The sequence below is a fragment of the Sphingomonas sp. Leaf17 genome, assembly GCF_001421505.1.
In the GTDB taxonomy this organism is placed as follows: Bacteria; Pseudomonadota; Alphaproteobacteria; order Sphingomonadales; family Sphingomonadaceae; genus Sphingomonas.
The window spans coordinates 1-12974 of the sequence record NZ_LMKL01000010.1 but is presented as its reverse complement, the minus strand read 5'-3'; the positions used below and the strand labels follow the sequence as shown (position 1 = coordinate 12974).

13 protein-coding genes and 1 tRNA gene are annotated in these 12974 nt (G+C 64.7%); 6 read left to right on the top strand and 8 right to left on the bottom strand.

Going from position 1 to position 12974, the window contains the following annotated elements; translation table 11 throughout:
- Positions 1–40: 40 nt before the first annotated feature.
- The 5 genes from ASE75_RS14580 to ASE75_RS14560 all read right to left on the bottom strand — a co-directional run bounded on the left by ASE75_RS14580 (position 41) and on the right by ASE75_RS14560 (position 5151).
- The gene (locus ASE75_RS14580; protein WP_055934962.1) at positions 41–823 is read right to left on the bottom strand and encodes an exodeoxyribonuclease III; all 783 of its coding nucleotides are present in this window, start codon (positions 821–823) and stop codon (positions 41–43) included.
- A 255-nt stretch (positions 824–1078) separates the two neighbouring features.
- The gene (locus ASE75_RS14575; protein WP_055934959.1) at positions 1079–1705 is read right to left on the bottom strand and encodes a LolA family protein; all 627 of its coding nucleotides are present in this window, start codon (positions 1703–1705) and stop codon (positions 1079–1081) included.
- 105 nt (positions 1706–1810) lie between these two features.
- Positions 1811–2305, bottom strand: coding sequence for a DUF427 domain-containing protein (locus tag ASE75_RS14570; protein ID WP_055934956.1), 495 nt, complete (start codon positions 2303–2305; stop codon positions 1811–1813).
- Positions 2302–2679, bottom strand: coding sequence for a thiol-disulfide oxidoreductase DCC family protein (locus ASE75_RS14565; RefSeq protein ID WP_055934953.1), 378 nt, complete (start codon positions 2677–2679; stop codon positions 2302–2304). The genes ASE75_RS14570 and ASE75_RS14565 overlap by 4 nt, the downstream gene beginning before the upstream one ends.
- Positions 2680–2829: 150 nt before the next feature.
- A complete protein-coding gene (locus tag ASE75_RS14560; RefSeq protein WP_055934950.1) occupies positions 2830–5151 on the bottom strand; it encodes an FtsK/SpoIIIE family DNA translocase in 2322 nt (773 codons plus the stop codon).
- Positions 5152–5274: 123 nt separating this feature from the next.
- Between ASE75_RS14560 and ASE75_RS14555 the strand changes: the two genes are divergently transcribed.
- Entirely contained in the window at positions 5275–6564 is a 1290-nt protein-coding gene (locus ASE75_RS14555; RefSeq protein WP_082464021.1) for a UbiH/UbiF/VisC/COQ6 family ubiquinone biosynthesis hydroxylase, read from the top strand.
- A 96-nt stretch (positions 6565–6660) separates the two neighbouring features.
- Positions 6661–7389, top strand: a complete 729-nt coding sequence (locus tag ASE75_RS14550) for a GH25 family lysozyme (RefSeq protein ID WP_055934947.1) — start codon at positions 6661–6663, stop codon at positions 7387–7389.
- Here ASE75_RS14550 and ASE75_RS14545 read toward each other — a convergent pair.
- The 3 genes from ASE75_RS14545 to ASE75_RS14535 are packed head-to-tail and all read right to left on the bottom strand — an operon-like array spanning position 7369 to position 9094.
- Positions 7369–7581, bottom strand: coding sequence for a Trm112 family protein (locus tag ASE75_RS14545; RefSeq protein ID WP_055934944.1), 213 nt, complete (start codon positions 7579–7581; stop codon positions 7369–7371). The two genes, ASE75_RS14550 and ASE75_RS14545, sit on opposite strands and share 21 nt — an antisense overlap.
- Complete coding sequence (locus tag ASE75_RS14540; RefSeq protein WP_055934941.1) at positions 7578–8201, bottom strand: LON peptidase substrate-binding domain-containing protein; 624 nt, start codon at positions 8199–8201, stop codon at positions 7578–7580. Before ASE75_RS14540 ends, ASE75_RS14545 begins: the two co-directional genes overlap by 4 nt.
- Positions 8198–9094 (bottom strand): tetratricopeptide repeat protein, encoded by an 897-nt coding sequence (locus ASE75_RS14535; protein ID WP_055934938.1) that lies wholly within the window; start codon positions 9092–9094, stop codon positions 8198–8200. The genes ASE75_RS14540 and ASE75_RS14535 overlap by 4 nt, the downstream gene beginning before the upstream one ends.
- Before the next feature lie 171 nt (positions 9095–9265).
- On the opposite strand from ASE75_RS14535, the gene ASE75_RS14530 reads away from it, so the two are divergent.
- The 4 genes from ASE75_RS14530 (at position 9266) to ASE75_RS15645 (ending at position 12862) form a co-directional block, all read left to right on the top strand.
- Positions 9266–9340 (top strand) — tRNA-Gly (locus tag ASE75_RS14530).
- Positions 9341–9483: 143 nt separating this feature from the next.
- The gene (locus tag ASE75_RS14525) at positions 9484–10887 is read left to right on the top strand and encodes a DUF6538 domain-containing protein (RefSeq protein ID WP_082464019.1); all 1404 of its coding nucleotides are present in this window, start codon (positions 9484–9486) and stop codon (positions 10885–10887) included.
- Between the two features lie 122 nt (positions 10888–11009).
- Entirely contained in the window at positions 11010–11300 is a 291-nt protein-coding gene (locus ASE75_RS15650) for a hypothetical protein (RefSeq protein ID WP_156340545.1), read from the top strand.
- Between the two features lie 8 nt (positions 11301–11308).
- Positions 11309–12862 (top strand): hypothetical protein, encoded by a 1554-nt coding sequence (locus tag ASE75_RS15645; protein WP_156340543.1) that lies wholly within the window; start codon positions 11309–11311, stop codon positions 12860–12862.
- The last annotated feature ends 112 nt before the right edge of the window (positions 12863–12974 follow it).

Below are 12974 nucleotides of genomic sequence, written 5' to 3'. Positions count from 1 at the left end.
GCGTCGATCGCCCGCGCCACCGACCTCGGGTTGGGTTCGCTCAAAAGTCGAACTCCGTCATGATCGGCACATGATCGGACGGCTTCAGCCACCCACGGCAGGATTCGAACACGGTATGGCCGGTCGCCACCTTCGCCACGCTCTCGGTCGCCCACATATGGTCCAGCCGCCGCCCCCGGTCTGACGCCAGCCAGTCCTTGGCGCGGTAACTCCACCAGGTATGCAGGCGGGCTGGCGCGGGGTGGAAATGCCGCCCCAGGTCGACCCATCTGTTCGACCGGCGCAGCGCGTCCAGTGCCGCGACCTCGACCGGTGTGTGGCTGACCACGTCGATCAGTTGCTTGTGGCTCCACACATCGGCCTCCAGCGGCGCGATGTTGAAATCGCCGACCAGCAACGCCGGGCAATCCAGCCCCGCCGACCAGCGCGTCATGCGTTCGATAAAGTCCAGCTTCTGCCCGAACTTGGGGTTCGCCACCCGGTCGGGCACGTCGCCGCCGGCGGGAACATAGACATTCTCGATCCGCACGCCGTTGTCGAGCCGGACACCGACATGCCGCGCCTCGTTGTTCGCCTGCCAGTCGAAGCGGTCGTCGGCGCTGATCGGCACGCGCGACACGATCGCGACGCCGTGATGCATCCGCTGGCCGTTCAGGATGACATGGGGGTAGCCCAGTGCATGGAACGCCGCGATCGGGAAGTCGCCATCGACCACCTTCGTTTCCTGCAGGCACAGGATGTCGGGTTCCGCTTCACGCAGGAACTGTTCGACGATGGCGATGCGAAAGCGCACCGAATTGATGTTCCAGGATACGATCTTCATGAGGCCTCGCGGATGTAGCGACCCGGCGGCCCCGGAACAAGCAATCAGGGGAACGCGCGACCAAGGGAACGAGGGGGCCGCCCGAAACGCAAAGACCCCCGTTCCGGGGGCATGGAACGGGGGCCGACTCAGCGTTCGTCACGCAGGCAAGGTATGAACGTGATGTCCGGGCAACAGGGGGAAAATCCCGGACCGGCTCACACCCGCCAATAGGTCTTTAGGGCAGCCAACCTGTCGGGCAGATGAATGGAATCGTCAGTTTCGCTGCTGCCCCTTCCGTGGATCGTTCCAGCGGAACGTCCCGTCGCTCACCGGTGTATTGAACCGCTGATTCGTCAGGCGGATGGTGGTACGATTGCCCTGGCTGTCCAGCGCGACCCAGCCTTGCAGCGACAGTCCGGCCGGTGCGGCGGCATCGCGCGCGAACACCAGCGTGATCTTGCCATATTCCGGATGCTTGGGATCGTTCGTCTCGACGCTCAGGACGCGGCCGTCACCCGGCACGATCCGGGCATAGCGCGAGATATCGCGCGTCGGATCGAGCAGGACGCCGAGCGGCGAGTTCTTGATCGGGAAGCCCTGCACCTGCTTCACCGAATAATCGATGAACCAAAGCGCGCGCCCGTCGCTGACCAGCAGGATCGGCACACCCTTCTGATACTGGAACCGGATCTTGCCCGGCTTCTTCAGCGTCAGCGTGCCGGTCAGCACCTGTCCGCCGCGATCGGCCTGGGTAAAGGTCGCGGTCATCGATTCGACCGAGCGCAGGTGCTGCTGCACGCGGGCAAGATCGCCCGTCGCCTGCGCGGCGATGGGCGGGGCCAGCAGCGCGGCTGGGCCGGCAACGGCGAAGGCCGCGATGAGGGCGGTGACGAAACGCATCAAAATCTCCTGAACGACGCAAACCCTGGTCCCCGCCGGTTGAACCCGCCGTGAACTGATGACGGCATGATATGGCCGCACGCCGCGATGGCTACCAGAAGATGGCTACCAGAACCGGCTGCCGGGTACGCCCTTGAACGGCCCGGTCACGCGTGACGTGATCCAGCCGCCGTAAAAGCCGCCCGGCTGCGGCGTCACCCGTTCGCCATCTACGCGGCATTCGTCGAACGGATCGGCATAAAACGCGATGTGGTCGCGCAGTCGCGCGAAACCCGGTGTCGGATCGGCATAGCGCCAGCCGATATCGGCAAAGACCCGTCCGTCGATCACCACATCGACATAGGTCGCCACACCCTTCCATTCGCAGAACGAGGTCCGCTTGCTCGACCGGATGAGCGACATGTCGATGTCCGCCGGCGGGATATAATAGCTTGGCGGGTGGCTTGTCTCCAGCGTGCGGACGCTCGCGCGGGTATCGACCAGATGGTGCCCCGCATGGACGATCTCGACATGCCCGGCAAAGGCTTGTGCGATGGCCGGACGTGGGAAGGCCCAGACGCTCTCCTGACCCGGACCGGGTACGATCGGCGTCACGCTCACGCCGTCCGCTCCACGCGCCGGACAAGACGTTGCAGGGCAGGGCGCGCGCGCAGGAACCCGACATAGGCCGCCTCCAGCACCCGCAGGACATGCCGGTTGCGCGCCGCCAGTCCCAATGGCCGCAGCACCGGAATTGCCCGCCACATCGCCGCAAACGCCGCCGCCCCCGACAGCATCCGCCCGTCCTCGCGCGCATGGAACCGCGCGAGCAGGTCGCGGCGGTCGATCGGGCAGGTCGCGTCGCCGTCACTGGCATCGACGAAATCGATCCGTCCGCGCGTGTCGAGCCGCCGCATCAGCGCGATCTCCCGCCGGCACAGCGGGCAGTCGCCGTCATGCCAGACGGTCAGCGGCGGGGATGTGGTGTTGGTCATTCCCGGTCAACGATCCGCCTTCGGGACGGTGCCGTCACCTGGGCAAATTGTCCGTCGCCAGGCCCGTTTCCCCGCGCCGGCGGGGGAGAGCAAGGGAAGTGCGCAGGACAGGGGAGCGGCCCGGCCCCGGCATGTGCTGCAACCACATCCTCAGACCGGATGCCCGTCCCGATCGCGCAGCACCTCGCGGCGGCCGACATGGTCGGGCCGGCCAACAATGCCGTCCTTCTCCATCCGTTCAATCAGCCGCGCCGCCGAATTATACCCGATCCGCAGCTGACGCTGCAGCCACGAGGTCGAGGCCTTCTGGCTCTCGCACACCAGCTGGATTGCGGAACGATACTGCTGGTCCTCCGCCGAATCCTCACCCGTAGGCGCACCTTCCAGGTCGAAGCTTTCCTCCGGCTCCTCGGTGACCGACTGGATATAGTCGGGCCGCCCCTGCGACCGCCAGTGATCGGCGATCGCGTGAACCTCGTCGTCGGTCACGAAGGGTCCGTGGACGCGGACGATGCCCTTGCCGCCGGGCATGTAGAGCATGTCGCCCTTGCCCAGCAGCTGTTCGGCCCCCTGCTCACCCAGAATGGTGCGCGAATCGATCTTCGACGTGACGTGGAAGCTGATGCGCGTCGGCAGATTGGCCTTGATGACGCCGGTGATGACGTCGACCGACGGGCGCTGCGTCGCCATGATGAGGTGGATGCCCGCCGCGCGCGCCTTCTGCGCGAGGCGCTGGATCAGGAACTCGACCTCCTTGCCCGCGGTCATCATCAGGTCGGCCAGCTCGTCGACGATCACCACGATCTGCGGCAACACGTCGTATTCCAGCTTTTCTTCCTCGTACATCGGCTGGCCGGTGTCGGGATGATAGCCGGTCTGGACCTTGCGCCCCAGCGGCTGGCCCTTGACCTTGGCCTGGCGCACCTTGTCGTTGAAGCTGGCAAGGCTGCGCACCCCGACCGAGGACATCTGGCGATAGCGGTCCTCCATCTGCTCGACCGCCCATTTCAGCGCGCGCACCGCCTTGGCCGGATCGGTGACGACCGGCGACAACAGGTGGGGAATATCCTCGTACATGCTCAGTTCGAGCATTTTCGGGTCGATCATGATCATCCGGCACTGGTCCGGCGTCAGCCGGTACAGCAGTGACAGGATCATGCAGTTCAGCCCGACCGACTTGCCCGACCCCGTCGTACCGGCGACCAGCAGATGCGGCATCGGGGCCAGATCGGCGATCACCGCGTCGCCGGCGATGTTCTTGCCCAGGATGATCGGCAATTGCGCCGCCTGATCCTCGAACGTCTGGCTGCCGACCAGTTCGTGCAGCGCCACCGTCTCGCGCTTGGCGTTGGGCAGCTCGATGCCGATGACGGTACGCCCCGGAATCGTCGCCACACGCGCGGAAATCGCGCTCATGTTGCGGGCGATGTCGTCGGCCAGCGCGATGACCCGGCTCGCCTTGATGCCGGGCGCGGGTTCCAGCTCGTACATCGTCACGACCGGGCCGGGCCGCACCTCGACGATCGCGCCCTTCACCTGGAAATCGTCGAGCACGCTTTCCAGCAGCCGGGCGTTGCGCTCCAACGCCGCCTTGTCGATCGGCGTCTTGGACGATGCCGGCGCGGGGCTGAGCAGGTCGAGACTCGGCAGCGTGTAGTTGTCGCGCAGGTCCAGCCGGTCCTGCCGCGCCTTGGGCTTGGCGACGACCGGCGCCGACGACCGGTCGGTGATGACCGGCGCGGGGCGCGTGTCCGGCTCGGCCAGCGCGCGGGGGACGGGGCGCGCGGTCAGCGTCAGCGGCACGTCATCGTCATCCGCCACGTCATCGACGCCCGGATCAGCCTGCCGTCGCACCGACAACCGGCCGCGCGGCCATGCCCGGCTGGCCCAGCGCCGCTCGCCGAAGTCGATTTCCAGGCTGCGCGCCCAGATGATCGTCCCTGCGATCGCCGCGACCAGCCCGATCGCGCGCGCGCTCCATAATTCGATGACCGGGTCGCCGATCAGGCCGATGGCCGCGCGGATCGCACCCGACACGCCAAGGCCGACGACACCGCCCCAGCCGGCCGGCAACGCCATGACCGCCGAACGGGACACGAACGCCAGCGCCGTCGCCATCAGGGCGGTGCCCAGCAACGCCATCCGCACCATCCGGCCCCAGCGCCCCGCTGGCAGGTCGCGCCACAACCGCATCGCCACGATCGGCACGATCGGCAGCAGCAGCGCGACGACCGGCCCCAGCAGCCACAGCGCGAAATCGGCGAACCACGCACCCGGCAGGCCCAGCAGGTTTTGGGCCGGACCGCCCGACGCGGTGTTCATCGCCGGGTCGCCCGCGTGATAGCTGGCCAGCGCCAGCGCCATGACCAGCGCGGCCAGCATCAGCGCGACGGCGGCGATCACCGCGCCGCTGCGCACGGCCCCGGCCTTTACCGTTTCACGCCACAAGACCGGCTGCGCGCGGCTCGCCATGATCGTTCCTTCGATGTCGCTAGTTAACCGTGATATGCATCGTCCCCGCGGGTGCGTCCGTCAAGGCTCGGTCCGTCGCGCGGCGGCGTTGGCAGGCGGCGATGCCGCGCCTACATTGGTGCCATGACCACATCCGCCAGCGCGCCGTCCTCCGCCCAAACCGACACCGCCGAAAGCCGCGATGCCGTGGCGGAGGCCAAAAGCGCCGACGTCCTGATTCTCGGCGGGGGCATGGTCGGGGCCACGCTGGCGCTGGCGCTCGACGCGCATGGGATGACCTCGATCGTCGTCGACCCGGCCGATCCGGCGGTGACGCTGGCCGAGGGGTTCGACGGCCGCGCCTCGGCGGTGGCCAGCGCCAGCCACCGGCTGCTCGATGCGATCGGTGTCGGTGCGACCCTGCGCGGGCAGGGCTGCGCGATTCGCTCGATCCGGGTCAGCGACGGGTTGTTGCCCGGCGCGCTCGATTTCGTCCCCGATGCCGACGATGGCGCGCTGGGCACGATGTACGAAAACAAGCTGCTCCGCCGGACGCTCCATAATGCCGCCGCTGCCGCACCTCATGTCGATGTCCGGATGCAGCGTCGCGCGGTGCACGTCGATCGCACCACCGCCGGCGTCACCGCGACGCTCGACGACGGATCGGTGGTCCGCGCGCCCCTGCTGGTCGCGGCGGAGGGGCGCAATTCCCCGACGCGCGACGCCGCCGGAATCACCATCGCCCGCTGGCACTATGACCACGCAGCGATCATCGCGGCCTTTCATCACGAACATCCGCATGACGATACCGCTTACGAGATTTTCTATCCGGCTGGTCCCTTCGCTTTGTTGCCGCTGCCCGGCGATGCGACCGGCCAACGGTCGGCTATCGTCTGGACCGTCGCGGCCGACGATGCGCCGGGCATGCTGAAGCTGTCGGATCGCGGATTCCTGGCCGAGGCGGAGAAGCGGATGGGCGGGTTCCTTGGCACATTGTCGGATCTGTCGCCGCGCTCGACCTATCCGCTCGGCTTCCACCACGCTGCACGAATCACCGGCGAACGCCTGGTGCTGGTCGGCGACGCCGCGCACGGCATCCATCCGATCGCGGGGCAGGGGCTGAACCTGGGCTTCCGCGACGTCGCCACGCTGGCCGAGGTACTGGTCGACGGCAAGCGCACCGGCCTCGACCTCGGCGACGCGGCGCTGCTCGATCGGTACCAGCGCTGGCGCGGTGTCGACACCTTCATGGTGGCGCTGGCGACCGATTCGCTGACCCGCCTGTTCGGCGTGAAGGGCAGAACCGCCAGTGCGGTCCGTCGCTTCGGCATCAGCGCGGTTAACGCCATCCCGCCGCTGAAAGCGCGGTTCATGGCCGAGGCACGCGGCGAAAGCGGCGACCTGCCGAAGCTGCTGGAGGGGATGACGATCTGATCCGAACCGGACTGCCTGATCCGAACCGGATCGGTTGTCTCACGACCGACCCCATCGGTGCGTATGATCCGACGCATCGCTGAAGGGGGATCTGCCATGACCGGGAAACTTGCTGCCGCGTTCGTGCTTGCATTGCTCGGGGCGGCGGCTTCGGCGCAAAGCGTCGACGATCGCCCCTGGCTGCTGCCGGACCCGATCATCGTCATCGATCCCTATGCTGGCAATGCCGTCAACTGGAAGGCGGTGAAGACGGATCCCCACGTCAAGGCGGTGATCCACCGCGCCCTGTACGGCATGCGACCCGATGCCCGCTACCGCGAACGCGCGGTGGAGGCACGGCGTCAGGGGCTGCTCTACGGCATCTACCTGCTGGGTCTGCCCGGCGACCCGATCGCGCAGGCAGACGCACTGGTCGAGGCCGGCAAGGCGATAAACGCCAGATTCCTCGCCCTCGACATCGAAAATCTTGATCCGAAACGGTCGATGACGATCCCGGACGCCCTTCGTTTCCTGCACCGGGTCCAGGCGAGGACCGGGCACTATGCCACGCTGTACGTCAATTACTCGACCTACCGGCATATCAGCGACCGATATGCCGCCAATCCCCTGCTGCGCCGGACGCCGCTGTGGATCGCGCGTTTCCGCCCGACCCACGGCATGACCGATCATCGCATCTGGCCACGCTATACGCTCTGGCAGTTTTCCAGCGAGATCAACTGCAGGCCGGGTGCGTCGTGCCTGTACCGTGTGCCGGGGACCCAGGCAGACATGGACGTCAACGTCTTCAATGGCGATGCCGCCGCGTTACGCGCCGCGTTCGAGTGACGGTGCGATCCGCCGCGCTTCCTCCACCAGCATGACCGGCACGCCGTCGCGCACGGGATAGGCCAGCCCCGCCGCCTCCGACACCAGTTCCGCCGCCGCTGCGTCATACCGCAGCGGCTGCCGCGTCACCGGGCAGACGAGCTTGCCAAGCAGCCAGGGGTCGATGCCGTTGCCGGTCGTCGTCTCACTCACTGCAACGTCACCCGGTCTTCGCCGTCGTGCCGCCCGAAAAACTGCATCAGCTGGATGATAAGCTCCGCGCGCGTTTCGATATCACCCGCCTCCAGCAGCGCCTGCTTGGCCGCCGAATCGAACGGGGCGATCTGGGCAATGCCGTTGACCAGCGCCTCGTCGTCCAGCCGTGTCACCGCATCCCAGTCGACCGCGAACCCCTGCGCGTCCGCAAACCGGCGCGATTCGATTTCCAGCGACGACCGGCGACCGAGCGACAGCGCGTCGTCCGCCTTCGCCGGCAGCAATTCGGCCTCCACCTGACGAAACTGCGTCGTCACATCCAGCTCGCGGACGATGCGGAACAGCGACAGCCCCTCCAGGATCACATTGTAGCGGCCGTCCTCCAGCGCCTCGACATCGGCGATTCGCCCGACGCAGCCGATATCGAACAGCGGCGCCGGCTCGCCCGCCCCGCGCGGCTGGACCATACCGATTCGCCGGTCCCGCGCCATCGCGTCCGACACCAGCGCCCGGTAGCGCGGCTCGAAGATATGCAGCGGTAGATGCATGCCCGGAAACAGCAGCGCGCCGGGCAGTGGAAATACCGACAGGCGGGTGGTGGCGGGTGCCTCGGTCATCCGAACAGGATCGCCGACAGACGCCGGCGCTGCGCCGACACCCAAGGGTCCTCCAGCCCGACGACCTCGAACAGTTTCAGCAACTGCTGCCGCGCCGCACCCTCGTTCCACGCGCGGTCGTCGGCGACCATCGCCAGCAGCGTGTCGGCGGCCGCGTCACGCTGGCCGGCCGCCACCTGCGCGTTGCCCAGCGCGAAACGCGCATCCATGTCATCCGGATTGGCCGCCACGGCGGCCTCCAGCGGCGACAGGTCGGCGACCGGCGGCGCGGAGCGAGCCAGGGCCAGCGCGGCACGCGCGCGCTCGATTGCCGGATCCTTGGCAATTGCCGGGTCCAGGCTTTCGAGCCACTGCTCGGCCTCGTCCAGTTCACCGGTCATCACCAGTGCGCGGACGAAACCGGAATGGACCGCCGGATGGCCCGGTGCCATCTCGGCGATCTGGCGGAAGATGCCCAGCGCCCGCTCGGCGTCACCCTCCGCCAGCACCTCCTCGCCCATCGCGATCAGCGGCTCGACCTGCGCGGTCACATCCGCTTCAGGGCTTGGGATCGGCAGCTGCTTCAGCAACTGGTCCAGCATGACGCGCAACTGGCTCTCGGTCCGCGCCGGCGTCAGGTCGGCGACCAGCTGGCCCTGGAACATCGCATAGACGGTCGGGATCGACTTGATCTGGAATTGCGCGGCGATGAACTGGTTCTTGTCGGTATCGACCTTGGCCAGCACCACGCCCTTGTCGGCATAGGCGGCGGCGACCTTTTCCAGCACGGGGGTCAGCGCCTTGCACGGCCCGCACCACTCCGCCCAGAAATCAATGATGACCAGCGCCCCCATCGACGGCTCGACCACGTCGCGCCGGAACGCCTCGACGGCCTGTTGTTCGGCGGGGGACATTCCAAGCGTAGCCAAGGGGGATTCTCCGGTGATCTGCTGCACGCCTTATGTGGGCGCTCGATGCTTTAAGCCAAGCCTTTACATTTAGGTGTTGCAACATTCGAAACCCCGGGCTAACAGCGCGCCTCACCCAGCCGGTGGCTCTCGCAGCGATCGGCACACGGCGCCAGAGCGGGCGTAGCTCAGGGGTAGAGCACAACCTTGCCAAGGTTGGGGTCGAGGGTTCGAATCCCTTCGCCCGCTCCAGCGAGCGACGGTCCAGCGCCAAGATTGTCCCCACAGACCGTCTACACAATGATGCCGGTCGAGGTCTCTCAACCCCTCGGAAACGCTCGGGAAATCGTCGTCATGGGGTCTACACGAGGCGTCTCCACAATCGACCAATTGGCATGTGTTCGAAGCGTGGCATTTTCTATTACCGACGACGAGTGCCAACCGTCCTACTGACGGTATGGGAAGGTCGGGAAGTGTGGCGGTCGCTCGACACCGATAGTTATGCGATGGCGCTCCGGCGCATCCACCGGGTTGCCGCTGATATTGAAGCCGAGTTCGAGCAGGCTCGCTGTTCAATCGGTGGCGCAGTCGATCCCAAACTGCTCGCCACCACGGTCGGCGATCCGGCGATTTCGATGCGATCAACTTTGGTTGCCTCGCCGCCCACAACGCCGCCGATCACGCGCACTATTGGCGATGTCTATGATCGCTTCATCGCCGATCCCAAACACACATGGAGCAAGCGGACCCAGATCGCCCACGCCACGACCCGGAAATGGGTCATTGAGGTGTTTGGCGAAGAAACGCCGCTCACTGAGATCACCCGCGAGGGATGCCGCGAGTTCGTGGCTCTCCTGCGCGAGATGCCAAAAAGCGCGCATCAACGATTTCCAGACATGACGATCACGGAGGTGATCGCTGCGGCCAAGGGCAAGGGCGAGCGCCGTCTCATCAGCACCGCGAACCTCAATGCCTACATCAACCGGTTCGGCGGGGTCATGAACTGGGCGATGAACGAGGGGTATCTCGACCGCAATCCGCTCAAGGGGCTGAAACTCCGCGACCCGGTAAAGAAGCGCGACAAGCGCAATCCCTTTTCGCCCGAGCAGCTTCGCTGCATCTTCGATGCGCCGATCTACACTGGGTGCCGGGATGACGCGAACGGCTACGCCGTCCCCGGCGACCAGCGCCCCCGTCGCGCTCGATTTTGGGTGCCGCTGATCGCGCTATTCAGCGGCCTGCGGCTCAATGAGATTTGCCAGCTTGAGGTTTCCGACATCCGGGAGATCGACGGCATCCCGTGCTTGCGGGTGGCCTCCGGGCTCAGCCAGACCGGCGACGAGAAGCGCGTGAAGACCAACGCCAGCGAGCGCATCGTGCCGATCCACGACGAATTGACCCGGTGCGGCTTTCTGGCATTCGCTGAATCTCAGCGCCTATGTGGCGAGACGAACCTGTTCCCTGAGCTTCCGTTCGGGCATTTGGGTTACCGCTCTACCGCGATATCGCGCTGGTTCTCGCGCTTCCTCGAAAACGCCGGTGCCGCAGCGCCACTCACCTGCTTCCACTCGTTCCGCCACAACTTTCGCGACGGCCTGCGTGAGGCGAAAATTGACCGCGATGTCGCCCTGCTGCTCGGTGGCTGGACGACCGATGGCAAGGGCACGGCGGTGGCCGATAACTACGGCAGCGGGTATCAGCCGCGCGCGTTGGCTGAGGCGGTGAACGCGGTTGGGTTTAGCAAGCTTGATCTTGCGCACCTGCACTGCCAGCAGGTCGGTTTCAGTAAGCCAGATTGACTGCCAGATGATGCCATATTAGATGCCAGATACGGCACTTGATAATGCCAAACAAATTGCCAGATTGGACATGCGGCGCAGGGTGGCCCGGTGCAGAATGTTCGCATTCAAGGAGACTTGCGATGCAACATCTGATCACCCCCCCGTCATTCCCGCCCGTTCTCACAGTTCATGCAACGAAGCGCTCTCAGCAGCGCGGCATTCGCCGCGAACATCAAGCGGCAGTCTTTGCCCACGGCGATATCGAACGAGCGGTGGGCGGTGGCTGCTATCGTCTGTCCATCTCGCAACAACGGCTTATGGGACTGGTTCGTGAAGGGGCTATCTCAGCCCAAATCGCCGACCGTTGCCGTAAGCTCGCGGTGATCACCGATGGGGCGAGCATCGTTACCAACTATAAATCCTCTCTGTGAGATTCTCGATGAGCGACAATATCATTGATAGCCGCGAGCGGTTCAAAGCGCGGGCTCATGCCAATTCAATGGGAGGTGAGGACCGGCTCGAATCTGAGATTCTGGCAAAGGCCCGGTTGCTCGGTGCGGACAAGGCGAAGTTCGCAGAAAATTTAGGCAAGCTCGCAGCGAAGGTGAACCCGGCCAACCCAATGCTGGGAGCCCAAAAAATGGTTCTAACCTCTGGTCTTGAAGGGGTGTGGGAGAAGCGGAAGCGCTATTTCCGGCTTCCCGGCGAGGATGCGCCTGCTCCTTCCAAAGATGGCGAATATGGCGCTCGGCCAAGAACTTTTGTGAGCCTCGCGCACGCAGCGGGCGCGTGCTTAGGAAGTTCAGACCGAGAAGACGTGCTCGTCGCTGAGAGGCGGAGAGCAGTGAGGGTGTTGGCCGATGGCACGACCTTCGCGCCCACTTTCTTGCCGTCTGATCCCGCCGACCGAACAGCAAAATCGCTTCTCGATCATTTCTCGTCGGCTTTGTGCACTGCGGTTGCAGAACGCACCCGCATTACAGATTTGTGGACGACGCTGAGAGATTCTCCGTTCGGCGTCGATGCACTTGATGCCGATGAGATACTTACGATCGCGCCGTCACCTTACGGTGATGCTGCAAACTTTCCGCCATCCTTATTGCGCCCGTTCTACAGGGATCACATCATTGCTGGCCGGTTCAACACGGCTGGTGGAACGCTTGGCCTCGACACTGACTGGGCCAATCCAACTCTTGCCATCGGCCTCATCGGGTTTCCGGTGGAGTCGCGCGTTTTCGTCTTACCGGAAAATATTGCGGTGGAGTTTCTTCGGGAAAACGAGACAGAAGAGGGCGTTATATCTGAGGCCGCGCAGGACTGGCTTGCGGGCATAGGATACGAAAACGGCTCTCTTCCGGAGATTACCTTCACGGAGGCGCTTGGATACGGATGGAAGCCCTGCTTCCTATCGATCATGCGTTGGGTCGGATTGGAGATCGTGGCAGACGACAACGGCGATCCGCGTGTGCAGGTGGCAACATGGGGAGATGACAACCGGATCGGATTTAATTTCTGGGAAAACGGGCTGCCAGCCTCGGAGACGGCAATCGCCGAAGCAGTCGGAAAACGCTCTCAAGCCCGCTATGTTGATGTTGATGGGAGCAATCTCTTGTTCGCCATTCACGCTCGTCCGTTCGATGTGGGGGAAGGTGAACACCCCCCGATAGTTGGCTTACTGGCGAGCGAGTTCGACTCAGGGCTGTATGTGGACGACTTCGACAGCAAGGGCTGGACTGAAGACCCCGAGACATTCGCAATTTTGGCATCCAACAAGGGTAGATTTTACCCGACCATCGCAGAATCAGAGCCGACCAATGGACCAGTTATGGGTCGGTCTGTCGGTGCATCAATCCTTCATAATGTGCGCTTCTCTTCGAAGGATAATAGCATTGCTGCGCTGCTTATCGAAAAAGCTCGGGTGACTGCAGACGCTGGTCTGAGATTTAGAGACAGTCTGATCGAAACCTATCGGGAGGCATTTAGACACATCTAAACATTGCCCCGACGACGATTTCCCGAGCGTTTCCGAGGGGTTGAGAGACCTCGACCGGCATCATTGTGTAGACGGTCTGTGGGGACAATCTTGGCGCTGGACCGTCGCTTAG